General features: G+C 69.6%; 23 protein-coding genes. 9 read left to right on the top strand and 14 right to left on the bottom strand.

Annotated features, from left to right (window positions below; all coding sequences use genetic code 11):
- Window positions 1-38: 38 nt before the first annotated feature.
- From EDD92_RS26605 to EDD92_RS26580, 6 genes are all read left to right on the top strand, one after another.
- On the top strand, window positions 39-1,850 hold the full coding sequence (locus tag EDD92_RS26605) for a phosphatidylglycerol lysyltransferase domain-containing protein (protein ID WP_123966651.1): 1,812 nt from the start codon (window positions 39-41) through the stop codon (window positions 1,848-1,850).
- Window positions 1,851-1,976: 126 nt separating this feature from the next.
- A complete protein-coding gene (gene folP, locus EDD92_RS26600) occupies window positions 1,977-2,855 on the top strand; it encodes a dihydropteroate synthase (protein WP_123966649.1) in 879 nt (292 codons plus the stop codon).
- Window positions 2,852-3,355, top strand: coding sequence for a nuclear transport factor 2 family protein (locus EDD92_RS26595; RefSeq protein WP_123966647.1), 504 nt, complete (start codon window positions 2,852-2,854; stop codon window positions 3,353-3,355). The genes folP and EDD92_RS26595 overlap by 4 nt, the downstream gene beginning before the upstream one ends.
- Window positions 3,356-3,603: 248 nt before the next feature.
- The gene (gene folB, locus EDD92_RS26590) at window positions 3,604-3,963 is read left to right on the top strand and encodes a dihydroneopterin aldolase (RefSeq protein WP_123966645.1); all 360 of its coding nucleotides are present in this window, start codon (window positions 3,604-3,606) and stop codon (window positions 3,961-3,963) included.
- Complete coding sequence (gene folK, locus EDD92_RS26585; RefSeq protein ID WP_123966643.1) at window positions 3,960-4,571, top strand: 2-amino-4-hydroxy-6-hydroxymethyldihydropteridine diphosphokinase; 612 nt, start codon at window positions 3,960-3,962, stop codon at window positions 4,569-4,571. Before folB ends, folK begins: the two co-directional genes overlap by 4 nt.
- 70 nt (window positions 4,572-4,641) lie before the next feature.
- Window positions 4,642-5,127 (top strand): DUF3180 domain-containing protein, encoded by a 486-nt coding sequence (locus EDD92_RS26580; protein ID WP_123966641.1) that lies wholly within the window; start codon window positions 4,642-4,644, stop codon window positions 5,125-5,127.
- Between the two features lie 99 nt (window positions 5,128-5,226).
- Here EDD92_RS26580 and folE read toward each other — a convergent pair whose 3' ends face one another.
- From folE to dacB, 6 genes are all read right to left on the bottom strand, one after another.
- The gene (folE, locus tag EDD92_RS26575; protein ID WP_123966639.1) at window positions 5,227-5,832 is read right to left on the bottom strand and encodes a GTP cyclohydrolase I FolE; all 606 of its coding nucleotides are present in this window, start codon (window positions 5,830-5,832) and stop codon (window positions 5,227-5,229) included.
- A gap of 142 nt (window positions 5,833-5,974) precedes the next feature.
- Complete coding sequence (ftsH, locus tag EDD92_RS26570) at window positions 5,975-8,014, bottom strand: ATP-dependent zinc metalloprotease FtsH (protein ID WP_123966638.1); 2,040 nt, start codon at window positions 8,012-8,014, stop codon at window positions 5,975-5,977.
- Between the two features lie 206 nt (window positions 8,015-8,220).
- Window positions 8,221-8,781: a hypoxanthine phosphoribosyltransferase gene (hpt, locus tag EDD92_RS26565; protein ID WP_030942590.1), complete on the bottom strand. Its 561-nt coding sequence runs from the start codon at window positions 8,779-8,781 to the stop codon at window positions 8,221-8,223.
- Window positions 8,782-8,834: 53 nt separating this feature from the next.
- A complete protein-coding gene (gene tilS / locus EDD92_RS26560) occupies window positions 8,835-9,878 on the bottom strand; it encodes a tRNA lysidine(34) synthetase TilS (RefSeq protein WP_123966636.1) in 1,044 nt (347 codons plus the stop codon).
- Window positions 9,879-10,071: 193 nt separating this feature from the next.
- Window positions 10,072-11,196 (bottom strand): zinc-dependent metalloprotease, encoded by a 1,125-nt coding sequence (locus tag EDD92_RS26555; protein WP_123966633.1) that lies wholly within the window; start codon window positions 11,194-11,196, stop codon window positions 10,072-10,074.
- A 62-nt stretch (window positions 11,197-11,258) separates the two neighbouring features.
- Window positions 11,259-12,884 (bottom strand): D-alanyl-D-alanine carboxypeptidase/D-alanyl-D-alanine-endopeptidase, encoded by a 1,626-nt coding sequence (gene dacB, locus EDD92_RS26550; RefSeq protein WP_399184105.1) that lies wholly within the window; start codon window positions 12,882-12,884, stop codon window positions 11,259-11,261.
- A 79-nt stretch (window positions 12,885-12,963) separates the two neighbouring features.
- Between dacB and EDD92_RS26545 the strand changes: the two genes are divergently transcribed.
- Together EDD92_RS26545 and EDD92_RS26540 are read left to right on the top strand one after the other, a co-directional pair.
- The gene (locus tag EDD92_RS26545) at window positions 12,964-13,455 is read left to right on the top strand and encodes an inorganic diphosphatase (protein ID WP_030942583.1); all 492 of its coding nucleotides are present in this window, start codon (window positions 12,964-12,966) and stop codon (window positions 13,453-13,455) included.
- Between the two features lie 103 nt (window positions 13,456-13,558).
- The gene (locus tag EDD92_RS26540) at window positions 13,559-15,229 is read left to right on the top strand and encodes a threonine/serine exporter ThrE family protein (protein WP_123966631.1); all 1,671 of its coding nucleotides are present in this window, start codon (window positions 13,559-13,561) and stop codon (window positions 15,227-15,229) included.
- A 113-nt stretch (window positions 15,230-15,342) separates the two neighbouring features.
- Here EDD92_RS26540 and EDD92_RS26535 read toward each other — a convergent pair whose 3' ends face one another.
- Together EDD92_RS26535 and EDD92_RS26530 are read right to left on the bottom strand one after the other, a co-directional pair.
- Window positions 15,343-16,242, bottom strand: coding sequence for a DedA family protein (locus EDD92_RS26535; RefSeq protein ID WP_123966629.1), 900 nt, complete (start codon window positions 16,240-16,242; stop codon window positions 15,343-15,345).
- Between the two features lie 177 nt (window positions 16,243-16,419).
- Window positions 16,420-17,202 carry a MerR family transcriptional regulator gene (locus tag EDD92_RS26530; protein WP_123966627.1) on the bottom strand — a complete coding sequence of 261 codons (783 nt, stop codon included), beginning with the start codon at window positions 17,200-17,202 and terminating at the stop codon, window positions 16,420-16,422.
- 368 nt (window positions 17,203-17,570) lie between these two features.
- Between EDD92_RS26530 and EDD92_RS26525 the strand changes: the two genes are divergently transcribed.
- Window positions 17,571-18,971, top strand: a complete 1,401-nt coding sequence (locus tag EDD92_RS26525; protein WP_123966625.1) for a glutamate decarboxylase — start codon at window positions 17,571-17,573, stop codon at window positions 18,969-18,971.
- Between the two features lie 4 nt (window positions 18,972-18,975).
- On the opposite strand, the gene EDD92_RS26520 is transcribed toward EDD92_RS26525, so the two are convergent.
- The 6 genes from EDD92_RS26520 to EDD92_RS26495 all read right to left on the bottom strand — a co-directional run bounded on the left by EDD92_RS26520 (window position 18,976) and on the right by EDD92_RS26495 (window position 24,491).
- On the bottom strand, window positions 18,976-19,737 hold the full coding sequence (locus EDD92_RS26520; protein ID WP_185124135.1) for an ABC transporter permease: 762 nt from the start codon (window positions 19,735-19,737) through the stop codon (window positions 18,976-18,978).
- Complete coding sequence (locus EDD92_RS26515; RefSeq protein WP_123966623.1) at window positions 19,734-20,687, bottom strand: ATP-binding cassette domain-containing protein; 954 nt, start codon at window positions 20,685-20,687, stop codon at window positions 19,734-19,736. Before EDD92_RS26515 ends, EDD92_RS26520 begins: the two co-directional genes overlap by 4 nt.
- 71 nt (window positions 20,688-20,758) lie before the next feature.
- Window positions 20,759-21,400 carry a PadR family transcriptional regulator gene (locus EDD92_RS26510; RefSeq protein ID WP_123966621.1) on the bottom strand — a complete coding sequence of 214 codons (642 nt, stop codon included), beginning with the start codon at window positions 21,398-21,400 and terminating at the stop codon, window positions 20,759-20,761.
- Between the two features lie 23 nt (window positions 21,401-21,423).
- Window positions 21,424-21,963, bottom strand: coding sequence for a DinB family protein (locus EDD92_RS26505; protein ID WP_123966620.1), 540 nt, complete (start codon window positions 21,961-21,963; stop codon window positions 21,424-21,426).
- A 119-nt stretch (window positions 21,964-22,082) separates the two neighbouring features.
- On the bottom strand, window positions 22,083-23,543 hold the full coding sequence (locus EDD92_RS26500) for an aldehyde dehydrogenase family protein (RefSeq protein ID WP_123966619.1): 1,461 nt from the start codon (window positions 23,541-23,543) through the stop codon (window positions 22,083-22,085).
- 123 nt (window positions 23,544-23,666) lie between these two features.
- Window positions 23,667-24,491 carry a helix-turn-helix transcriptional regulator gene (locus tag EDD92_RS26495; protein WP_123970561.1) on the bottom strand — a complete coding sequence of 275 codons (825 nt, stop codon included), beginning with the start codon at window positions 24,489-24,491 and terminating at the stop codon, window positions 23,667-23,669.
- Window positions 24,492-24,594: the final 103 nt, after the last annotated feature.

Here is a 24,594-nt window from a genome sequence, read left to right as displayed (position 1 = left end):
AACTACGGGATGCGATGTCTGTCAGGACAGATGAGGAAATGTCGGGTGGGGTTCCCACTCGATCACACAGCGCGCGGCGCGTATTCCGTGGTCCGCGCCCCGAGGCCGTCCCCGTCCTCGTCGCCAGAGCCTGCGCACTGGTGGGCGTTCTGGACATCGCCGCGGGCGTCTTCCCGCGCTTCAGGCACAGCCGTATGCACACGATCGCCGAGGTGCTGCCCGGTTCGTTCGGCCCGTTCGCGGCCGCGCTCTCGCTCAGCGCCGGCATCCTGCTGCTGCTGCTCGCACACGGCCTGAGGCGCGGCAAACGCCGGGCGTGGCGCGCCGCGGTGGCGCTGCTGCCGGCGGGCGCGGTGGCGCAGTTCACATACCGGCACTCCATCATCGGAGTGATCATCTCGCTGGCGCTGCTCGCACCGCTGCTGCGACACCGTGATCAGTTCCGGGCGCTGCCCGATCCGCGAAGCAGGTGGCGTGCGCTCGCGAACTTCGTCCTCATGGGCGCCGGTTCCCTCGCTCTGGGGCTGGTCATCGTCAGCGCCCACCCGAAGACGCTCGTCGGCGACCCGAGCCTGGCCGATCGCATCACCCATGTCCTCTACGGCCTGTTCGGCTTCGAGGGCCCGGTCGACTACCAGGGCAACACCTCCTGGACCGTCGGCTTCTCACTGGGCGCGCTCGGCCTGCTGACGGCGGTCACCACGATCTACCTCGCCTTCCGGCCCGAACACCCGGCCGCGCGCCTGACGGAGGAGGACGAGACCCAGCTGCGTGCCCTGCTGGAGAAGCACGGCCGCCGCGACTCCCTCGGCCACTTCGCGCTGCGCCGCGACAAGGCGGTCGTCTTCTCGCCCAGCGGCAAGGCGGCGGTGACGTACCGGGTCGTGTCCGGCGTGATGCTCGCCAGCGGCGACCCCATCGGGGACGTCGAGGCCTGGCCGGGCGCCATCGAGCGCTTCATGGACGAGGCACGTGCGCACTCCTGGACTCCGGCCGTCATGGGCTGCTCGGAGACGGGCGGCGAGGTGTGGACCCGGGAGACCGGCCTCGACGCCCTGGAACTGGGCGACGAGGCGGTGGTGGACGTAGCGGATTTCTCCCTCGCCGGCCGCGCGATGCGGAACGTGCGCCAGATGGTCAAGCGCATCGAACGCGCCGGTTACGAAACCCGGGTACGACGTGTACGTGACCTCGGCGAGGCCGAGCTGGAGCGGATCCGCAACGCCGCCGAGGACTGGCGCGGCACCGACACCGAGCGCGGGTTCTCCATGGCGCTGGGCCGCATCGGCGACGCCGCCGACGGCGACTGCCTGATCGCCACCGCCCACAAGGCGGACGAACAGCCCGGCGAGTACGGCGACCTGAAGGCGATCCTGCACTTCGTCCCCTGGGGCACCGACGGCGCCTCACTCGACCTGATGCGCCGCGACCGTTCGGCCGACCCCGGCATGAACGAACTGCTCATCGTCGCGGCCCTCCAGGCGGCACCGAAACTCGGCATCACGCGCGTGTCGCTCAACTTCGCGATGTTCCGCTCGGCACTCGCGCGTGGCGAGAAGATCGGCGCGGGCCCGGTGCTGCGCGCCTGGCGCGGGCTGCTGGTCTTCCTCTCCCGCTGGTTCCAGATCGAGTCCCTGTACAAGTTCAACGCGAAGTTCCAGCCCCGCTGGGAACCCCGCTTCGTCGTCTACCGGGCATCGGCCGACCTGCCGCGCATCGGCTTCGCCGCCATGCAGGCGGAGGGCTTCGTCAACCTCGCCCTGCCGCTGCCGCGCTTCCTGCGCCGCCGCAGGACCGCCCCGCGCGTGTGCACGCACGCCGTCGCGGAGCGCGACGTACGCGCGGCATGACCGCCTGACCGGGACACCGGACGCCGGACACTGTGAAAGGCAGGCCCGGACGGAAACTCCCCTGACAGGGGGCTTCCGTCCGGGCCGTGGCGTCTCCCGGCCACGGCCGGGGCCTACGCTGAACGTATGAGCAAGCAGAGCGGACGCGGGCGCGTCGCGGGCCTTCCGGAGTGGGACCGCTGCGCGGTCATGGGGGTGGTGAACGTCACGCCCGACTCCTTCTCCGACGGCGGCCGCTTCTTCGACACCACCAACGCCGTCAAACACGGCCTCGACCTGGTCGCCGAGGGCGCGGACCTGGTCGACGTCGGCGGCGAGTCCACCCGGCCGGGCGCCACCCGCGTCGACGAGGCCGAGGAGCTCAAGCGCGTCATCCCCGTCGTCCGCGGCCTCGCCTCCGAAGGCGTCACCGTCTCAGTCGACACCATGCGCGCCTCCGTGGCCGAACGGGCCCTCGCCGCCGGCGCCGCCCTCGTCAACGACGTCAGCGGCGGCCTCGCCGACCCGGCGATGATCCCGGTGGTGGCAGCCGCCGGCGCCCCCTTCGTCGTCATGCACTGGCGCGGCTTCCTGGAGGGCGGCAACGTCAAGGGCGTGTACGAGGACGTCGTCACCGAAGTCGCCGACGAACTGCACACACGCGTGGAGGCCGTCCTGGCCGGCGGCGTCGCCCCCGACCGCATCGTCGTCGACCCCGGCCTCGGCTTCTCCAAGGACGCCGAGCACGACCTGGTCCTGCTCGCCCATCTGGACCGGCTGCTCGGCCTCGGCCACCCCCTGCTCGTCGCCGCCTCCCGCAAGCGGTTCCTCGGCCGCGTCCTGGCCGGACCGGAGACGGCGCCCCCGCCCGCGCGCGAGCGCGACGCCGCCACGGCCGCAGTCTCCGCGCTCGCCGCGCACGCCGGCGCATGGGCGGTGCGCGTGCACGAGGTGCGCGCTACGGCGGACGCCGTACGGGTCGCGCGCGCCGTGGAGGGCGCGCGTGCTGCCGAAGGAGCCCGGTGAGCGCCCCCCACACCGACGTCGAGCAGGTCGAAGCCGCCAACACCGCCTTCTACGAGGCCATGGAGCGCGGCGACTTCGAGGACCTGTCCGCGCTCTGGCTCGCCCCGTCCGATCTGGGGGTCGACGAGGAGTACCACGACCCCGCCGACACCGGTGTGATCTCGTGCGTGCACCCCGGCTGGCCGGCGCTCACCGGCCGCGGCGAGGTCCTGAGGTCGTATGCGCTGATCATGGCGAACACCGACTACATCCAGTTCTTCCTGACCGACGTGCATGTCTCCGTCACGGGCGACACCGCCCTGGTGACCTGCACCGAGAACATCCTCAGCGGCGGCCCCGCCCCCAAGGGCAGCGAGGAGCTCGGGCCGCTCGTCGGCCAGCTGGTGGTCGCCACCAACGTGTTCCACCGCACCCCGGCAGGCTGGAAACTCTGGTCCCACCACGCCTCACCCGTGATGACCGAAAACGACGAGGACGAGGACGACGACACACCCTCCTGAGTGGGTAGGCGCCCCCTTGAGGACCAAGGTGTGGTTGGAATCACGGGGCCCTGGGTAGGGGCGGCTACCAACCCGTGAGCCGCCGGGTTCCCCAGGGGAAACACGCGATGAACCCTCCTGGTCCCGGCACGGGCCACGCCCCCGTGGCCCGGTCCTGTCAGTGCCCGCAGGTAGATTCGTTCGAGGCCGGTGTGCCGCCCGCACGCGGCAGTGACCGGCCGTCACCGACGATTGCAGGAGTGATTCGCGTGGATCGTGTCGCGCTGCGCGGCCTCAAGGCCCGCGGGCACCACGGGGTGTTCCCCAAGGAGCGCGAGGAGGGCCAGACCTTCATCGTGGACCTCGTCCTCGGCCTGGACACCCGCCCGGCCGCCGCCGACGACGACCTGACGAAGACAGTGCACTACGGCATCGTGGCGGAGGAGGTCGTGGCCGTCGTCGAGGGCGAACCGGTCAACCTCATCGAGACGCTCGCCGAGCGCATCGCCCAGACCTGTCTGAAGCACGACGGGGTCCAGGAAGTCGAGGTCTGCGTCCACAAACCGGACGCGCCGATCACGGTCCCCTTCGACGACGTGACCGTCACCATCACCCGGAGCCGAGTATGACCGCGTCCTTCGCCACGGGTCCGAGCGACCCGACCGTACAGCCTGTACCCGCCTCCGTCGTGGCGCAGGTGGACGCCGCCGACACGACGCTCCACAACCCGAAACGGGCGGTGATCTCCCTCGGCGCGAACCTGGGCAACCGCCTGGAGACCCTCCAGGGCGCCATCGACGCCCTGGAGGACACCCCGGGCGTCCGCATCAAGGCCGTCTCTCCTGTGTACGAGACGGAGCCGTGGGGCGTCGAGCCCGGCAGCCAGCCCTCGTACTTCAACGCGGTCGTCGTCCTGAAGACCACCCTGCCGCCGTCCTCGCTGCTGGAGCGGGCGCACGCGGTCGAGGAGGCCTTCCACCGGGTACGGGACGAGCGCTGGGGCGCGCGCACTCTCGACGTCGACATCGTGGCGTACGCGGACGTCATCGACGACGACCCGCACCTCACGCTGCCCCACCCGCGCGCCCACGAGCGCGCCTTCGTCCTCGCCCCCTGGCACGACATGGAACCGGAGGCGCAGCTGCCGGGCCGCGGCGCGGTCGCCACTCTCCTCGACGCCGTCACCCGCGAGGGCGTGACACCGCGCAAGGACCTGGAACTCCACCTGCCCGAGTAGTCGTTAAGGTCAGGACGGCAAGGTCGGGACGACCACGGTCCGCAGGGCCCGGGGGAGCTGAAGGGACACCGTGAGAGAGCTGCGCATCAGGGTGCTGGTCGGCGTTTTCGTCGTGGCCGGAATCCTGTCCTGGGCGGGCGCCCGCCTCTGGAACTCGATCGGGACCCTCCCGAGCGTCCCGCTCGCCGCCCCCATCGTCCTCGCCCTGATCGCGGTGGTCCTGCTGGCCACGGCGCTCTCCCTGCGCGGCCGCTTCAAGGCCCAGCGCGAGCGCCGCCCCGAGGCCAAGGGCGTCGACCCGCTGATGGCGGCCCGCGCGGTCGTCTTCGGCCAGGCCAGCGCCCTGGTCGCCGCCCTCGTCGCCGGCATGTACGGCGGCACGGGCGTCTTCCTGCTGGAGCTCCTCGACATCCCCGCCCGCCGCGACCAGGCCATCTACGCCGGCTTCTCGGTCGTGGCGGGCATCGCGGTCATAGCGGCGGCCATCTTCCTGGAGCGCGTGTGCAGGCTCCCGGAGGACGACGAGAACAACAACGGGGCGGCGACGGCGGCCTGAGTTCGCTCAGGGGTCGAGGCAGTAGCTGCAGAGAGTGAAGGGCTTGGCTCCCTCAGCCCTGCGCAGGCAGGCGTCCCGCACTTCCACCAGTGGTACCGGTTATCGCGCCATGATCAGGCTCATTGCCTCATTGCGGGTGGCAGGATCGCGCAACTGACCACGCACGGCCGACGTTATGGTCTTCGCCCCGGGCTTCCGGACACCTCTCATCGACATGCACATGTGCTCACACTCGACAACGACGATGACCCCGCGCGGCTCCAGGATCTTCATCAGCGAGTCGGCGATCTGCGTGGTGAGTCGTTCCTGCACTTGGGGCCGACGAGCGTAGACGTCCACGAGCCGGGCCAATTTCGAGAGGCCCGTGATCTTACCGTCGATGGACGGGATATATCCAACATGGGCAACTCCGACGAATGGCACGAGATGATGTTCACAGCTGCTGAGGACTTCGATGTCCTTTACGAGCACCATCTCGTCGTGCCCCAGGTCGAACGTCGTCGTCAGCACGTCCTCGGGCTTCTGCCACAGACCCGCGAAGATCTCCCGGTACGCCCGCGCCACCCGCGCCGGTGTCTCCCTCAGACCCTCCCGGTCCGGGTCCTCGCCGACCGCGATCAGCAGTTCGCGTACGGCGTTCTCGGCGCGCTTCTCGTCGAACTCGCCGATCGAGCCCTCGCCGTTCAGCGTCACGGGGTCGGTCATGTGGTGCCTCGTTCCTGTGCGGGTCACGCGTGTGGGCCACGCGCCTCATCTGCGACATGGCTGAAATGCCGCGCCCCCCAGGCTAGAACCTGGGGGGCGCGGCATTCATTCCGGGCCGACGTGGCCGCCGGGAGAGCGGTGGTCAGCTCTCCGGGCGGTCCTCCGGGGCCGTCTCGATCGCCGGGGCGGATTCCGTCGCCGTCGACTTGGCGGTGCTGATCGCCGGGGTCGCGCCGTTGGCGCCGTTCGTCAGTGCGAGCTCCTTCGGGGAGAGCACCGGCGGGCGGGTGGACGGCGTGCGGCGGGAGGATCCGGTCCAGGCGGGCCTGGCCGGGCGCTTGACGATGGCGGAGAAGATCTCGGCGATCTCCTCCTTGCCCAGCGTCTCCTTCTCCAGCAGCTGCAGGACGAGGTTGTCGAGGACGTCGCGGTTCTCGACCAGGATCTCCCAGGCCTCGTTGTGCGCGTTCTCGATGAGCTTCTTGACTTCCTCGTCCACCAGAGCGGCGACCTCTTCCGAGTAGTCGCGCTGGTGAGCCATCTCACGTCCGAGGAACGGTTCGGTGTTGTCGCCGCCGAACTTGATGGCGCCGAGCCGCTCGGTCATGCCGTACTGCGTGACCATCGCGCGGGCCGTGGCGGTGGCCTTCTCGATGTCGTTCGCGGCGCCCGTGGTCGGGTCATGGAAGACCAGTTCCTCGGCCGCCCGGCCGCCCAGCATGTAGGCCAGCTGGTCGAGCATCTCGTTGCGGGTGGTCGAGTACTTGTCCTCGTCCGGCAGGACCATCGTGTAGCCCAGAGCACGGCCTCTCGAGAGGATCGTGATCTTGTGGACCGGGTCGGAGTTCGGGGAGGCCGCCGCGACCAGGGCGTGACCGCCCTCGTGGTACGCGGTGATCTTCTTCTCCTTGTCCGACATGATCCGGGTCCGCTTCTGCGGGCCCGCGACCACGCGGTCGATCGCCTCGTCCAGCATGGAGTTGTCGATCAGCTTCTTGTCGCTGCGGGCGGTGAGCAGCGCGGCCTCGTTGAGGACGTTGCTCAAATCGGCGCCGGTGAAGCCCGGCGTACGGCGGGCGACGGCCGCGAGGTCGACGTCCGGAGCGACCGGCTTGCCCTTCTGGTGGACCTTGAGGATCTCCAGGCGGCCCTGCAGGTCCGGCGGGTCGACCGCGATCTGGCGGTCGAAGCGCCCGGGACGCAGCAGCGCCGGGTCGAGGATGTCCGGGCGGTTCGTCGCAGCGATGAGAATCACACCGCCCTTGACGTCGAAGCCGTCCATCTCGACGAGCAGCTGGTTCAGCGTCTGCTCGCGCTCGTCGTGACCGCCGCCGAGGCCGGCGCCGCGGTGGCGGCCGACCGCGTCGATCTCGTCGACGAAGACGATCGCCGGGGCGTTCGCCTTGGCCTGCTCGAACAGGTCACGGACCCGGGAGGCACCGACACCGACGAACATCTCGACGAAGTCGGAACCGGAGATCGAGTAGAAGGGGACCCCGGCCTCGCCGGCCACGGCACGCGCGAGGAGCGTCTTGCCGGTACCGGGACGGCCGTAGAGCAGCACGCCCTTGGGGATCTTGGCGCCGACGGCCTGGAACTTCGCCGGCTCCTGCAGGAACTCCTTGATCTCGTGGAGCTCCTCGACGGCCTCGTCACAGCCCGCGACGTCCGAGAACGTCGTCTTGGGGGTGTCCTTGGTGATGAGCTTGGCCTTGGACTTGCCGAAGTTCATGACCCGGGAGCCGCCGCCCTGCATCTGATTCATCAGGAACAGGAAGACGACCACGATCAGGACGAAGGGGAGCAGGGAGAGCAGGATGCCCAGGAAGGGGTTCTGCTTGGACGGCGAAACTGTGTAGCCGTCCGGGATCTGCTTGTCCTGGTACTTGGTCTGCAGCGTGTTGGCGAGGTTGACGCCCTGGTCGCCGATGTAGCTCGCCTGGATCTTCGAGCTGCCCTCGACCTTTACGCCGTCCTTGAGCTGGACCTTGACGGTCTGCTCGTCGCCGGTGGTCAGCTTGGCTGATTCGACCTTGTTGTCATTGATCGCTGCCACGACCTGGCCGGTGTCTACCGTCTTGTAGCCGCCGGACGAGCCGACGACCTGCATCAACACGACCACGGCAAGGACGGCCAGCACGATCCACATGACCGGCCCACGGAAGTATCGCTTCACGTCCATCCATACGGAGCGGTGTCGCCCCGTCCCTCCTGCCATAGTGAGTTTGATAAGACAGTTCTTCTGACGGTACCCCAGCATTGTGGCCCGAAGCCGCATGGAGCCGCTCGGACGGCTGTCGTTCCCGTCTCTGCATGCTCCAACGGCGCGAAACCCGCTGGGGTTCCCGATCGTCCTACAAAGACGGCTCTGTTGGCCCCAGGGCCGCCTCAGCCGCCGTAGACGTGGGGCGCGAGCGTACCGACGAACGGGAGGTTGCGGTACTTCTCGGCGTAGTCGAGGCCGTAGCCCACGACGAACTCGTTCGGGATGTCGAAGCCGACCCACTCGACGTCGATGGCGACCTTGGCGGCGTCCGGCTTGCGCAGCAGGGTGCACACCTTGAGCGACTCCGGCTCGCGCGAACCCAGGTTGGACAGCAGCCAGGACAGCGTCAGGCCGGAGTCGATGATGTCCTCGACGATGAGGACGTGCTTGCCCTTGATGTCGGTGTCGAGGTCCTTGAGGATCCGCACCACGCCGGAGGACTGGGTGCCCGCGCCGTACGACGACACGGCCATCCAGTCCATGGTGACGGGGGTGGACAGCGCCCGGGCGAGGTCGGCCATGACCATCACCGCGCCCTTGAGGACGCCGACGATGAGCAGGTCCTTGCCCGCGTACTCCGCGTCGATCTTCGCGGCCAGCTCCACCAGCTTCGCGTCGATCTCTTCCTTGGTGATGAGCACCTGCTTGAGGTCGGTGCCCATGTCTTTCGCGTCCACCCGCATCACTTTCGGTCGTCCCACCGGCCGCCCATCACCCCCCAAAGGGGGCCAAGGTTTCAGCCTTGCCGAATCACCAGTCTGCCACCCTGGCGCTGGGCGACGACTTTGCCCGGGAGATTGATGGCTCCCTGGCCGCGCCAGCCGGTGATCAGCCGGTCGACTTCCTCGATGTGGCGGGCGAACAGCGAACCGGCGGGGGCCCCGGCCTCGATGGCCGCGCGGCGCAGGACACGGCGGCGCACGGCGGGCGGCAGGGCGTAGAGCTTGGCGCACTCCAGGAGACCCGTTGCGTCGCGTACGGAGGCCTCGGCCTGGCCGGCCCAGGCGTCGAGGGCGTCGGCGTCGTCGCGGGAGAGCTGGGCGGTGCGGGCGAGGGCCTCGACGACGCCCTTGCCGAGCGCCTTCTCCAGGGCGGGCAGGCCCTCGTGGCGCAGCCGGGAGCGGGTGTACGCGGGGTCCGCGTTGTGGGGGTCGTCCCAGACGGGGAGCGACTGGACCATGCAGGCCTTGCGGGCGGTCTGCCGGTCGAGCTGGAGGAAGGGGCGGCGGTAACGGCCGTCGGCCCCCGAGACCGCGGCCATTCCGGACAGGGAGCGGATGCCCGAGCCGCGGGCGAGGCCGAGCAGGACGGTTTCGGCCTGGTCGTCGCGGGTGTGGCCGAGGAGGATCGCGGCGGCGCCGTGGCGGACGGCCGCGCCGTCGAGTGCGGCGTACCGGGCGTCGCGGGCGGCGGCTTCGGGTCCCCCTTCGCGGCCCACGGTCACGGCGACGGAATCCACCGGGTCGAGCCCCAGTTCGCGCAGCCGCAGGGCGACTTCGTCGGCGCGTAGGTCGGAGCCGGGCTGCAGCCCGTGGTCGACGGTGATGCCGCCGGCCCGGATGCCGAGTTTGGGGGCTTCGAAGGCGAGGGCCGAGGCGAGGGCCATGGAGTCGGCGCCGCCTGAGCACGCCACGAGCACGAGCGGCGACGAGGGGCGCCTGTGCGGGGCCTGTTCCGAGAGCACGGGGGTCTCGGAGGTGGTCCGGTGGTCGTTGAGGATGTCGTGGAGGACGTGGCGGACCGCCAGGCGTATCGCCGCGACCGCAGGATGGGGACCCATGTCCGGTTCCCTTCATGAAGTTTTCGGGGGGTGAGCCCGGGGTTCGGTCACTCAGAGTGTGTAGATGGTGACAGAACCGGGCCGTTCCCCGAGCATCGCACGCCTACCCATGGCTCACGGTCCCTCGGACGGGTGATTGGAGGGGCGTTCGCCTGCCGTCGGCCGGATTCGTTTCACGACCTTCCCACGGGGTTCACGACTCACTCTTGCGGTGCACCCGCGCGACCCAGTCCGCCGGTTTGGCGATCTCCGCCTTGGTGGGCAGGGTGTTGGGGGACGTCCACACACGGTTGAAGCCGTCCATGCCGACCTGGTCCACGACGGCTCGCACGAAGCGTTCGCCGTCGCGGTACTGCCTGAGTTTGGCATCCAGACCCAGCAGCTTGCGCAGGGCCATGTCCAGTCGGGAGGCGCCCTTCGCGCGGCGCTGCTGGAACTTCTCGCGGATCTCGGAGACGGACGGCACGACGGCCGGACCCACCCCGTCCATCACGAAGTCGGCGTGGCCCTCCAGGAGCGACATCACGGCGGTGAGGCGGCCGAGGATCTCCCGCTGCGCCGGGGTCTGCACGATCTCGACGAAGGACCGCCCGCCGTCGTCCTCCTCGCCCTCGGGGCGCCCGCCGGCAAGCGACTGGGCGGCCTCCCGGATGCGCTCCAGCACAGTCATGGGGTCGACGTCGGTCTCCCCCAAGAAAGACTGGATTTCGCCCTCGAGGTGGTCGCGCAGCCAGGGCACCGCGCTGAACTGGGTGCGGTGCGTCTCCTCGTGCAGGCAGACCCAGAGGCGGAAGTCGTGGGGCTGTACGTCGAGTTCGCGCTCCACGTGCACGATGTTCGGGGCGACGAGCAGAAGCCGGCCGCCGCCGTTCTCGCCCGATGGAAGTTCACGGGTGGCCGGGGCGAAGGTCTCGTACTGGCCCAGCACGCGGGAGGCCAGGAACGACAGCAGCATGCCCAGCTCGACGCCGGTGACCTTGCCACCGACGGCGCCGAGGACCGCGCCGCCCGGGGTGTTGCCGCGCCGCTCCTGCATCTTCTCCAGCAGCGGTTTGAGGATCTCCCGGAAGCCTGCGACGTTCGCCCGGACCCAGCCGGGGCGGTCGACGACCAGGATCGGGGTGTCGTGGGTCTCCTCCGTGCCCATACGGGTGAAGCCCCGGACGTGTTCCTCCGAGGCCTTGGCATGCCGGCGCAGTTCCGCGACGACGGCCCGGGCCTCGTCACGGCTCACGTCGGGGCCCGGCCGCACGAGCCGGGTCGCGGTCGCCACCGCGAGATTCCAGTCGACCATCTCGGCACCACCGATGCTCGTCATGCGTCAACGGTACGTGAGCGTTCCCACTTGGGGCAGGCCGCGGAGGTCGACTGCAGCTTGCGTCAGGTGCAGCCGCAGGCCGCCAACGCGGTAGCCGTGCGGTCCAACGCGGACTGCGCCTCCAGGGGGTTCGTCGTGTTCGAGGCCAGGAAAGCGAACGCCAGTAGGCGGCCGTCCTGGTCCACGACCGTGCCGGCCAGGGTGTTCACGCCCGTCAGGGTGCCTGTTTTCGCTCGTACGACTCCTGCCGCGCCGCCCGTGTAGCGGCTGGTCAGGGTGCCGGTGAAGCCGGCCACCGGAAGGCCCGTCAGGACCGGGCGGAGTTCGGGGTGGGCGGGGTCGCCGGCCTTCACCAGCAGGGCGGTGAGCAGGTCGGCCGTGAGCCTGTCGTCCCGGTCGAGGCCGCTGCCGTCGTGGAACTGGGCGCCCTTGAGAGGGAGTTCGAGCTTCTTGAGTGCACCGGCGATCGCGGACGCACCCCCGTCGAAGCTCGCTCGCTGTCCCGTCGCTGCGGCCGTCTGGCGGGCCAGGGCCTCCGCGATGTCGTTGTCGCTGTTGGTCAGCATGCGCTCGACCAGGGACGAGACCGGGGGCGAGGACACGGCGGCGAGGTTCTCGGCGCGGGTCGTCGCCTTGGACGGGCCGGGCGAGGTGGTCCTGATGCCGTGGGCCTCCAGGAACGAGCCGAACGTGCGGGCCGCGTCCGCCGCCGGGTCCGTCACGCGCTCGACGGGGCCGCTGGTCGAGTCGTCCGTGCGGCCCTCGTCGGCCATCAGGGCGCTCACGGGCGCGAGGTTGCCGTTGACGCCGATGGGGTGCAGGTCGGGCCCGGTGTAAAGGGTGGTGTCGTAGGAGAGCGTGACCTGCTTGATGCCGCGCTTCTTGAGGGCGGCCGCCGTCCTGTCGGCCAGGTCCCGCAGGCTCGCCCAGCCCTCGGCGTCCTTGTGCGCCGTCAGGGTCGGGTCGCCGCCGCCGACCAGGACGAGTTCCTTGGTGTCGGGCTCCAGGGCCGCGCGGGTGGTCAGGCGGTGGTCGGCGCCCAGCGTCGACAGCGCGGCGACCGCGGTGGCGATCTTCGTGACGGATGCGGGAGTGAGGGCGGTGTCGGCGCCGGTGCCGTAGAGGCGCCTGCCGGTGGCGACGTCGACGACCGCGGCGGTGTGGGTGCCGAGGGCCGCGTCCTCCAGCAGGGGGCCCAGGAGGCCGGAGAGGGCCGTGCCGGTCGGGGCCGACTTCACGGTGCTCGTGGCGCCGCCCAGGCCGGTCAGGACGGATGCGGCACTGGGGGCGGGGCGTGGACCCCCGGCCGTTGCATCGCCCGAATCGGACGTATCGGGATTACGTCCGTGATCTGCGCCACCCGTACGGTCCAGGGCGGCTGCACGGTCCGTCTCGGCCGTACGCTGACCGGTGGAGTCCCAGGGGCCGGCGGCGGTCGCCACGGCGACGGCCAGCGTCACACCGGCGGTGGCGGCGCCCGCGGTGTACTGCCAGGTCCTGACGGTCTTCGGCCATCTGATGCGGGTGGGCCGTACCCGTGTGAGCTGCGGTTTCGCAGCTGCCGCGGCTCGTTCGAGCTTCGGGCGCACGGCCTGGGCGGCCCGTGCCAGACGCGGTCGGACGGCGTTCGCGGCCCGCACCATATGCGGCCTCGCGGCCCGCCAAGGCCTCAGCTCTGGCACGACCACCAGCCCCTTTCGCGATCACACACCTGCGTGAGGGACACTTAACCACCAGAACTATGTGCTGATCATGGAGGAGCCACCGGTGGAGTTCGACGTCACGATCGAGATCCCGAAGGGTTCGCGGAACAAGTACGAGGTGGACCACGAGACCGGTCGGATCCGCCTGGACCGTCGACTCTTCACCTCGACCGCCTACCCGACCGACTACGGCTTCGTCGAGAACACTCTCGGCGAGGACGGCGACCCGCTGGACGCGCTGGTCATCCTGGACGAGCCGACCTTCCCGGGCTGTCTGATCAAGTGCCGTGCGATCGGCATGTTCCGGATGACGGACGAGGCCGGCGGCGACGACAAGCTGCTGTGCGTGCCGGCGACGGACCCGCGCGTCGAGCACCTGCGCGACATCCACCACGTCTCCGAGTTCGACCGTCTGGAGATCCAGCACTTCTTCGAGGTCTACAAGGACCTGGAGCCCGGCAAGTCCGTCGAGGGCGCCAACTGGGTGGGCCGGGTCGACGCCGAGATCGAGATCGAGCGGTCGTACAAGCGCTTCAAGGAGTCCGGCGGCCACTGAGCCCCGAGCGACCGACGGGCCGTACGCATACGCGTGCGGCCCGTTCGTGTTTCTGTGCGCATACTGGCCTAGCTGCACGCGTCGTACAGGGAGCGTTACTCAAGTGACGGAGGCGGAGGACCGCAAGCCGCGGTCGGACGAGGCCAGGGGCACGTTCGACCCAGAGATCACCTCGGAGTTCGCCATTCCGGCGGGGTTCGCCGCCCCCAGAGTCGTCGTCGAGCCGGAGACCACGTCCGAGTTCGCCGTCCCCGACGGGCTGGACATTCCACAGGCACCCAATGCCGAGCCCGAGGGTTCGGCGTTCAGCACGCCGAGCACCTACAGCGCCCAGCACGCCCCGGCCGCGTTCACACCGGCGACCGGCATACCCGTGGTCAGCCTCACCAAGGACCTGCCCTGGCAGGACCGGATGCGCACGATGCTTCGGATGCCGGTGGCCGAGCGGCCCGCTCCGGAGCCGGGACCGAAGGCGGAGGAGGGCGGTCCGGCCGTCCCGCGCGTCCTCGACCTGACCCTGCGTATCGGCGAGTTGCTGCTGGCGGGCGGTGAGGGCGCGGAGGACGTGGAGGCCGCGATGTTCGCGGTCTGCCGGTCCTACGGCCTCGACCGCTGCGAGCCGAACGTCACCTTCACCCTGCTGTCGATCTCGTACCAGCCGTCCCTGGTCGACGACCCGGTGACGGCGTCGCGCACGGTGCGCCGCCGGGCCACCGACTACACGCGGCTGGCGGCCGTGTTCCAGCTGGTGGACGACCTCAGCGACCCGGAGAGCCACATCTCCCTGGAGGAGGCCTACCGGCGGCTCGCCGAGATCCGCCGCAACCGGCACCCGTACCCGGGGTGGGTGCTGACCGGGGCGAGCGGGCTGCTCGCCGGGGCGGCCTCCGTGCTCGTCGGCGGTGATGTGATCGTCTTCATCGCGGCCATGCTCGGCGCGATGCTCGGCGACCGGCTGGCCTGGCTGTGCGCGGGGCGCGGGCTGCCGGAGTTCTACCAGTTCACGGTCGCCGCGATGCCTCCGGCGGCCATCGGGGTCGCGCTCACCGCCGCGCATGTCGACGTCAAGGCGTCCGCGGTCATCACCGGTGGGCTGTTCGCGCTGCTGCCGGGGCGGGCGCTGGTGGCGGGCGTGCAGGACGGGCTGACCGGGTTCTACATCACCGCGTCGGCGCGGCTGCTGGAGGTCATGTACCTGTTCGTCGGCATCGTCGTGGGTGTGCTGGTGGTGCTGTACTTCGGGGTGAACCTGGACGCCAAGCTCAACCCCGACGCGGCTGTGCACATCGCCGAACGGCCCGGGTGGCAGATCGGCGCGTCGATGCTTCTGTCGCTGACGTTCGCCGTGCTGTTGCAGCAGGAGCGGGCCACCGTGCTGTGGGTGACGTTGAACGGCGGGGTCGCGTGGTCGGTGTACGGCGCGCTGCACTATCCCGGCGAGTTGTCGCCGGTTGCCTCCACGGCCGTGGCGGCCGGGCTGGTGGGGCTGTTCGGGCAGTTGCTGTCGCGGTACCGGTTCGCTTCCGCGTTGCCGTACACGACGGCGGCGATCGGGCCGCTGCTGCCGGGGTCCTCGACGTACTTCGGGTTGCTGTCGATCGCCCAGAACAACGTCGACAAGGGGCTCGTGTCGCTGGCCACGGCTGCGTCCTTGGCCATGGCCATTGCCATCGGGGTCAATCTGGGGTCGGAGATCTCGCGGTTGTTCCTGCGGGTTCCCGGCGGGGCTTCGGCGGAGGGGCGGCGGGCCGCGAAGCGGACTCGTGGATTCTGAGCGCCGACGAGCTCGGTGCGTTCTGTTGGACGGTGACTTCAGGTTGTTTGTGGCTTGTCGCGCCCACGCGGCGGAGCCGCATATCGATACAGCCCGCGCCCCTATAGCGCGCTTCAGTACCCCTGGTTGTAGGGGTACTGCTGGTTCTGCTGGTCGCCGTACTGGTTCTGCTGGTCGCCGTACTGGCCCTGCTGGTACGGCGGCTGCTGCTGTGGGTACTGCTGGGCGTACTGCTGGTCCGGGTAGTACGGCTGCTGCTGTTGCGGCTGCTGCTGGTACTGCTGGTGGTAGCCCTGGTCGTCGGTCGGGGGGATGCGGCGGAGCTGGGTCGTCGCGTCGTCCATGACGGGCGGCTGCTGGTGCTGGGGCGCGGCGGGTGCCTCGGGGGTCTTCTTCGCCTTGGAGCGGGCGCGCAGGAACTCGATGATGATCGGGATCACCGAGACGAAGACGATCAGGATGAGGATCGCTTCGATGTTCTTGTGGACGAAGTCGATCTTGCCGAGCCAGGAGCCGAGCAGGGTGACGCCGGCGCCCCAGAGGACGCCGCCGATGACGTTGAAGACCACGAACGAGCGGTACTTCATGCCGCTGACGCCCGCGATGATCGGCGTGAACGTGCGCACGACGGGCACGAAACGGGCCAGGACCAGTGACTTCGGGCCGTACTTCTCGAAGAACTCGTGGGCCTTGACCACGTTCTCCTGCTTGAAGAGGCGGGAGTCGGGGCGGTTGAAGAGCGACGGGCCGACCTTCTTGCCGAACATGTAGCCCGCCTGGTCGCCCAGGACCGCGGCAACGCAGATCAGGGCGATGGCGGCCCAGAGCGGGAAGTTCAGCTGGTTGGTCGTGATCAGCAGGCCGGCGGTGAAGAGCAGCGAGTCGCCCGGCAGGAAGAAGCCGATGAGCAGGCCCGACTCCGCGAAGACGACGAGGAGCAGGCCCCAGATGCCGAACGTGTCGAGGAGGTAGTTCGGATCCAGCCAGCTCGGGCCGAGGGCAAGCGTCGTCACGGTTCCGGGCTCCTGAGGGGGTGGAGGAAGGTACGGCGTCCTTGTACGGGCGCCCAAAGCTATCAACGCAAGGCGTCCGCCCCAGGTTCCACCGGTGTCTCCAGGATGCACTGTGCGCCCGCCGGCACAAAGCTGTGAGGTCTCCTGGCCCGGGAGCGGTCCCCCGGGCCAGGAGGGCTACGAGGTGTGCCGGGACGCGTTCGCCTCGATCGCATCCCTGAGGTGTTCGGCGAGGCCCGGGCGCATGGCGTCGTAGAACGCCTTGAAGCGCTCGTCGGAGACGTACATCTCCCCGAAGCACCGGTGCATCTCGTACGGAACCTCGAAGAAGTACCTGCTGATGTGCTGCCGGTGTTCCTCTGCCAGGTCCATGGCGGCCTCGCCGGTGGGCTGCTCCCCGGCTGCCACCACGTCGGCGTACCGTCGGCCCCAGTCGTCGACCTCGGCCTGTATGCGCTTCCAGTCCTCCTTGGTGTAGGTGGCGGCGCGGCGTTGCGACTCTGCGTACGCCTCGGTGCCACCCCAGCGCTGTTCCGCCTCCTCGGCGTACTGCTCGGGGTCCTTGTCCCCGAACACCTCGAACCGCTCCTCGGGGGTGAGGTTGATGCCCATCTTGCGTGCCTCCATGGCGTGCTCCACGGCCGCCGCCATCTTCTGCAGCTTCTCGATCCGGGCGGTCAGCAGCTCGTGCTGGCGGCGCAGGTGCGCGCGCGGGTCCGCGGCCGGGTCGTCGAGCAGGGCAGCGACCTCGTCGAGCGGGAAGCCGAGCTCCCGGTAGAACAGGATCTGCTGCAGCCGGTCGAGGTCGGCCTCGCTGTAGCGCCGGTGGCCCGCGTGGCTGCGCTCGCTCGGGGCGAGCAGGCCGATGTCGTCGTAGTGGTGCAGCGTGCGCACCGTGACGCCGGCGAAGCCCGCGACCTGTCCCACGGAGTAGCCGTCCTGTCCTGCCGAGTGGCTCACTTCGTCCGCTCCCTTCTCGGTACGCACTCCACGGTGGGCCCTCACGTGACGTGAGGTGCAAGCCGGATTCCTGGGCGGACCCCTCCGGATGTTTCGTCCGTTATGCCCGCTTATGGTGGGCCTGTGGCTCATGACACCGCGCATCGGGCGCCTGCCGCCCCGGCCGCTCCCGCGCGCGCCCCCCATAGATCCTCCCCGCTCTCGTCGTGGGCCCGAGCGCGGGCTTTGCTTGCTGTTCGTCCTCTTACCGGCCGTTCACCCGGCGCCCGGTGTCGCCGCGGGCGTCCTGGGCATTCCGGAGGCGACCGCGCGGTGGTGGAACTCCAGTCCGCCGGCACCCGTTCTCGAGATGACACGAGGAGACGTCCATGCCGCTCCACAAAGGTTCCGAGAAGCCCGACGAGCGCCCGGTTTCGGTCAACCCCTTCCTCGGAGAGGCCAATCCGGTCGGCGGCATGACCGAGGCGCCACCCAGGCACCGGCTCCCGGACGGCCCCCTGCCGCCGATGACGGCGTACCAGCTGGTGCACGACGAGCTGATGCTGGACGGCAACTCACGGCTGAATCTCGCCACGTTCGTCACCACCTGGATGGAGCCGCAGGCCGGCGTCCTGATGGCGGAGTGCCGGGACAAGAACATGATCGACAAGGACGAGTACCCGCGCACCGCCGAGCTGGAGCGGCGCTGTGTGGCGATGCTCGCCGACCTGTGGAACGCGCCGGATCCCTCGGCGGCGGTGGGCTGTTCGACGACCGGTTCGAGCGAGGCGTGCATGCTCGCCGGGATGGCGCTGAAGCGGCGCTGGAGCAAGCGGAACCCCGCCCCGGGCGCCCGCCCCAATCTCGTCATGGGCGTCAACGTCCAGGTTTGCTGGGACAAGTTCTGCAACTTCTGGGAGGTGGAGGCGCGCCAGGTCCCCATGGAGGGCGACCGTTTCCACCTCGATCCGGAGGCCGCGGCCGCCCTCTGCGACGAGAACACCATCGGGGTCGTCGGCATCCTCGGTTCCACCTTCGACGGCTCGTACGAGCCCATCGCCGACCTGTGCGCGGCACTCGACGCCCTCCAGGAGCGCACGGGCCTGGACATCCCGGTCCACGTCGACGGCGCGTCCGGCGGCATGGTCGCACCCTTCCTCGACGAGGACCTGGTGTGGGACTTCCGCCTCCCGCGCGTGGCGTCCATCAACACCTCGGGGCACAAGTACGGGCTGGTCTACCCGGGCGTCGGCTGGGCGCTGTGGCGCGACAAGGAGGCGCTGCCGGAGGAGCTCGTCTTCCGGGTCAACTACCTGGGGGGCGACATGCCGACCTTCGCCCTCAACTTCTCGCGGCCCGGCGCACAGGTGGTCGCGCAGTACTACACGTTCCTGCGGCTGGGCCGGGAGGGTTACCGGGCCGTGCAGCAGACCACCCGTGACGTGGCCACGGGCATCGCCGAACGGGTGGCGGCGCTCGGCGACTTCCGGCTCCTGACCAGGGGCGACGAGCTACCCGTGTTCGCCTTCACCACCGCGCCGGGCATGGAGTCGTACGACGTCTTCGACGTGTCCCGGCGGATGCGCGAGAGCGGCTGGCTGCTGCCCGCGTACACCTTCCCGCCGAACCGGGAGGACCTGTCCGTGCTGCGGGTGGTGTGCCGCAACGGCTTCTCGTCCGACCTCGCCGACCTGTTCGTGGAGGACCTGACCCGCATCCTTCCGGAACTGCGCCGCCAGCCGCACCCCTGGACCCGGGACAAGGATGCGGCCACCGGCTTCCATCACTAGCCCACTAGCTGCTCAGGCGCGCGAACCTCCGCACCGCCAGCGGGAAGAACACCGCGAGCAGACCCAACGGCCATACGACGGCCGCCCACACGTGCCCCGGCTCCCCGCCGGGGCCGCCGAGCAGGTCCCGTACGGCCGTCGCGGTCTGGGACATCGGGTTCCACTCGACGGCCGTGCCCAGCCAGCCGGGCATGGACTTCGGAGTGGCAAGGGCGTTGGACAGGAAGCCCACCGGCCAGACCAGGATCTGCACGGCCTGCACCAGCTCCGGCTTCCCTGCGACCATCGCCAGATGGATGCCGATCCACAGCATGGCGAAGCGGAGCAGCAGCAACAGGCCTACGGCGCCAAGGAATTCCGCCGGGGATCCGTGCACACGCCAGCCGAGCGCGTACCCGACGCCGATCAGGATCGCCAGTCCCAGCGCCGACTGGAGCATGTCGGCAGCCGAACGGCCCACCAGGACCGCACCGTTGGCCATCGGCAGCGAGCGGAAGCGGTCGATCACGCCCTTCTCGAGATCCTGAGTGACGGCGAGCATCGTGCCCTCCAGGCCGAAGGCCATGGTGAGCGCGAGCATGCCGGGCACCAGGTAGTCGCGGTACTGGCCGGTCACCCCCCGGCCGCCGCCGATCAGGTAGGCGAACATCAGCAGCAGCATCACCGGGAAGACCAGCCCGACGAGGAGGCGGCCCGGCTGCCGTGCCCAGTGGGCGAGTTCGCGGCGGGTCATGGTCCAGGAGTCGGTCAGGGCGTAGGCGCTCACGCCGCCTCCTTCACCCGCTGGTCGCCGGTGAGGTGCAGGAACACCTCGTCCAGCGTCGGGCGACGCAGGGCGATGTCCTCCGCCTCGACGCCGGCCTCCTCCAGGGCGCGTACGACACCGGAGAGGGCCGCCATGCGGTCCGTCACCGGGGCGCTGAGCAGGCGGCGGTCGGTGTCGACCGAGATCTCGGCCTTCGGGACGGGCAGCAGGGCGACCGCTGCGCCCAGTTGGCCAGCGTCGCGCAGGACGACGTCGATGCGGTCGCCGCCCGTCTGCGCCTTGAGCTCGTCCGCCGTGCCGTCGGCGATCACCCGGCCGGCCTCGACGACCGAGATGCGGTCGGCGAGCTGGTCGGCCTCCTCCAGGTACTGGGTGGTGAGCAGGACCGTCGTACCGCCGCCGACCAGGGAGCGGACCGCGGCCCACACCTCGGCGCGGCCCCGGGGGTCGAGGCCGGTCGTCGGCTCGTCCAGGAACAGCACCTCCGGGTCCCGGACCAGGGCAGCCGCCAGGTCCAGGCGCCGTCGCATACCGCCGCTGTAGGCGCGCACCGGCTTGCGGCCCGCGTCGGCGAGGGCGAAGCGCTCCAGGAGTTCACCGGCACGCACGCGCGCGTGGCGGGCGCCCAGGTGGTACAGACGGCCGAACATCTCCAGGTTCTGGCGGCCGCCCAGCTCCTCGTCGAGAGCCGCGTGCTGGCCGAGCAGGCCGATGCGCAGGCGCACGGCCCGGGCCTCGGTCACGACGTCGTGCCCGGCCACCTCGATCCGGCCCGCATCGGGCCGCAGCAGGGTGGACAGGATTCGGACCAGGGTCGTCTTGCCCGCGCCGTTCGGGCCCAGGACTCCGTGCACGGTGCCGCGGGCGACCGTGAGGCCGAGCCCGTCCAGTGCATGTTTGTCGCCGTACTTCTTGCGTGCCCCGTCGACGGTGATCGCCGCGTCAGCCACTGCAACTCCCCTCTAGTCAAACTTGACTACCTATCGAAAGTAACGCCACCAATCTCATTGGTCAAACTTGATTAGCGGTCATCCTCCGGATGCCGCTCCCCCGTCGCGTACGGGTTCTCCTCACCCTCGACGAGGACTCCGACGAACGGCGCGCCCTCGCCCGCGAACGTGTACGCCCCGCTCTCGATCCGCCCGATCAGCCCCTGGGTCCACTCGGCCTCGGCGTCGGCCGTGTGGACCCAGAGGTTCATGATCTCGCCGATGTGGCCGAGCTGTTCGGGGCCGTCCTCCGGGATGTAGTGCTCGGTGACGGCCCCCCGCCACTCCTCGATCCGCCGGATCCGCTCCTTGAGGAGCGCTGCCGCCTCGGCGCGCGTCAGGTCGACGATGAAGCCGATGGCCGCCGACTTCACGTCCATCTTCTGGTCGTACGAGGTCAGCGCCTCGCGCAGCAGCCGGAAGTACTCCTCGGTGCCCCGGTCGGTGATCTCGTACTCCGTGCGCGGCGGGCCGCCGGCCGTGGACGGCGCAATCTCGTGCGCGTGCAGCAGCCCTTGCTTCGCCATCTGTTTGAGCGCGTGGTAGATCGAGCCGGGCTTGGCGTTGGACCACTCGTGCGCGCCCCAGTACTCCAGGTCGTTGCGCACCTGGTAGCCGTGGGCCCGCCCGTGCTGGCGGACCGCGCCGAGCACGAGGAGACGGATCGCGGACATGCCGCCCAGCTTATTGTCAAGGCTCAGCCCGCTTGCTCCAGGGCGACCAGTTCGAACGCCGTCTTTCCGTCCAGGGATTCGCGGATGATGTCGGCGTGACCCGCGTGCCGGGCCGTCTCGCGGATCAGGTGCAGACACAGCCAGCGCACCGAGACGCGGCCCTCCGGCGGGAACCAGGGGTCGTTCGGGAGCGGGAAGGTGTCGTCGAGGCTCGGCACCGAGCGGATGTACGCCTCCGTCTCGGCGGCGACCTTCTCCCAGTAGGCGAGCTGGGACTCGACGGTCTCACCGTCGACGAGCTGGAAGGTCTCGTGCCAGTTGGTCTCGTCCCGCTTGATGGCCGGCGGCTCCTGCTTGGCGCGGGCGATCCAGCCCTGCTCGACCTCGACGACGTGCTTGAGCAGACCGGAGAGGGACAGCTCGCTGGCGCTGGGCCTGCTCGCGGCCTGCTCCTCGGTCAGTCCGAGCAGCGCGCGCCGGATGCCGCCGCGCTGTTCCTCGATGAACGAGAGCAGTGCTCCGCGCTCGTCTCCCTGAGCCTCTGCGGGAACGTGAGTGACCATGACCGCCGCCTTTCGCCGGTGGCAGGGAGTCCGTCCCCCTGCCTGACACCGACGAAGCTACGGGCCATTGAGGTCAGATTCTGTCCTCAATGGCCCGCTGCGATGACGCACTCAGGAAGTCAGAAGGGGAACCCGCTCCGCCCGTGCTGCACCGAGATCCACTTCAGCGTGGTGAAGGAGTCGATCGTCGTCTCGCCGTTCAGGCGGCCGACGCCGGAGCTCTTCTCGCCGCCGAAGGGGACGAGGGGCTCGTCGTGGACGGTGCCGTCGTTCACATGGAACATGCCGGTGTCGATCTGCTTGGCGAAGGAGACACCCCGCTCGATGTCGCCCGTGTGGACGGCGCCGCTCAGGCCGTACGGCGTGTCGTTGACGAGGCGTACGGCCTCCTCCTCGCCGTCGAAGGGGATGAGGAAGGCGACCGGGCCGAAGACCTCCTGCCGCAGCAGGGCCGAGTCGGCGGGGACGCCGGTGAGGACGGAGGGCTCGACGAGGTTGTCGGTGGTCGTGCCGTGCACCAGGGCGGTCGCGCCCTCGGCGATGGCCTGCTCGACGGTGGCCGAAAGGGAGTCCGCCTGCGAGGAGTTGATCACCGGGCCGATGACCGTCTGTGGGTCGCTCGGGTCGCCGACCTTCAGGGTCTTCACCTTGGCGACGAACTTCTCCGTGAACTCGTCGGCGATCGTACGGTCCACCAGCACCCGGTTCGCGGCCATGCAGACCTGGCCCTGGTGGACGTAGCGGCTGAAGACCGCCGCGTCGACCGCGTAGTCGATGTCGGCGTCGTCGAGGACCACGATCGCGCTGTTGCCGCCGAGTTCGAGGACCGAGCGCTTGAAGTGCGAGGCGCAGACGGTGGCCACATGGCGGCCGACCTTGTCGGAACCGGTGAAGGAGATGACCTTGGGGACCGGGTGCTCGATGAAGGCGTCGCCGATCTCCGCGATGTCCGTGATGACGACGTTGAGCAGACCGCCGGGCAGCCCGGCGTCCTCGAAGATCTTCGCGACCAGGGAGCCGCCGGTGATCGGGGTGTTCTGGTGCGGCTTCAGCACCACGCCGTTGCCGAGCGCGAGGGCCGGGGCGACCGACTTGATCGACAGCAGGAAGGGGAAGTTGAAGGGGCTGATGACGCCCACGACGCCGACCGGGACGCGGTAGAGGCGGTTCTCCTTGCCGTCCACCGGCGAGGGGAGGATCTTGCCCTCGGGGCGCAGGGCCCACTGGATGGACTCGCGCAGGAACTCCTTGGCAAGGTGCAGCTCGAAGCCGGCCTTCAGACGGGTGCCGCCGAGCTCGGCGATGATCACCTCGGTGATCTCCTGCTCGCGTTCCTCGATCAGTCCGAGGGCCTTCTCCAGGATCGCCCGGCGCGCGTACGGGTTGGTCGCGGCCCACTGCTTCTGGGCGCGAGCCGCCGCCTGGTACGCCTCGTCGACCTCGTCGACCGTGGCTATGGTGATCGACGCCAGCTTCTCGCCGTCGTACGGGTTGAAGTCGATGATGTCCCAGGAGCCGGTGCCCGGGCGCCACTCACCGTCGATGTACTGCTGGGCCAGGTCGGTGAAGTAGGACGACATGTGATCCCCAAATCACTAGCAGACACACGATCGATGTCACGGTCTGATCACGCGTCATCGTACTGGCGTCTCAAGTGAGTTGGGGACTGTGAGCGAACTTATGGGGAGAACCCTCGGAGAGCCTCAGGAGAGCTGAAGGAGACCCCGTAGGAGATCGCGGCTTTCGTCCGGTCCGGGGCTGTCCTGCTGGAGTTCCTTGAGCGCCCTCTCGTACTGGACGACGTCCTCGTGCTTGTCCAGGTAGAGCGCGCTGGTGAGCTGCTCCAGATAGACGACGTCCGACAGGTCGGACTCCGCGAAGCTGAGGATCGTGAACGCGCCGCTCTCGCCGGAGTGGCCGCCGAAGCTGAACGGCATGATCTGCAGCCGTACGTTGGGGCGTTCGGACACCTCGATCAGATGCTGGAGCTGGCCCCGCATCACCTCGCGGTCGCCGTACGGGCGGCGCAGCGCGGCCTCGTCCAGGACGATGTGGAAGTCGGGGCCGCCCGCGGAGGCGAGGTGCTTCTGCCGCTCCAGACGCAGCGCCACACGCTTGTCGATGTCGGCCTTGCTGGCGCCCTTCATGCCGCGCCGTACGACTGCACGTGCATACGCCTCGGTCTGCAGCAGGCCGTGCACGAACTGCACCTCGTACGCCCGGATCAGGTGCGCCGCGCCCTCCAGGCCCACATAGGTGGGGAACCAGGTCGGCAGTACGTCCGAGTAACTGTGCCACCAGCCCGCCACGTTGGCCTCCCGGGCGAGGGAGAGCAGCGAGGTGCGCTCCTGCTCGTCCGTGATGCCGTACAGCGTCAACAGGTCTTCCACATCACGCGTCTTGAAGCTCACCCGGCCCAGCTCCATCCGGCTGATCTTCGACTCGGACGCGCGGATCGAGTAGCCCGCCGCCTCGCGAGTGATGCCGCGCGCCTCGCGCAGCCGCCTGAGTTGCGAGCCGAGCAGCATGCGCCGCACCACCGATCCGGGCTCTCCCACGCTCACGTTCGCCAGCCTCCCCAACGCCTTCAGGGGCCGAAGTCTGCCACTAAATCACTCCGAGCAGTACTCG

The sequence above is a fragment of the Streptomyces sp. TLI_185 genome, assembly GCF_003814765.1.
In the GTDB taxonomy this organism is placed as follows: domain Bacteria; phylum Actinomycetota; class Actinomycetes; order Streptomycetales; family Streptomycetaceae; genus Streptomyces.
The sequence above is the reverse complement of the archived record's forward strand: the minus strand, read 5'-3'. Positions and strand labels throughout refer to the sequence as shown.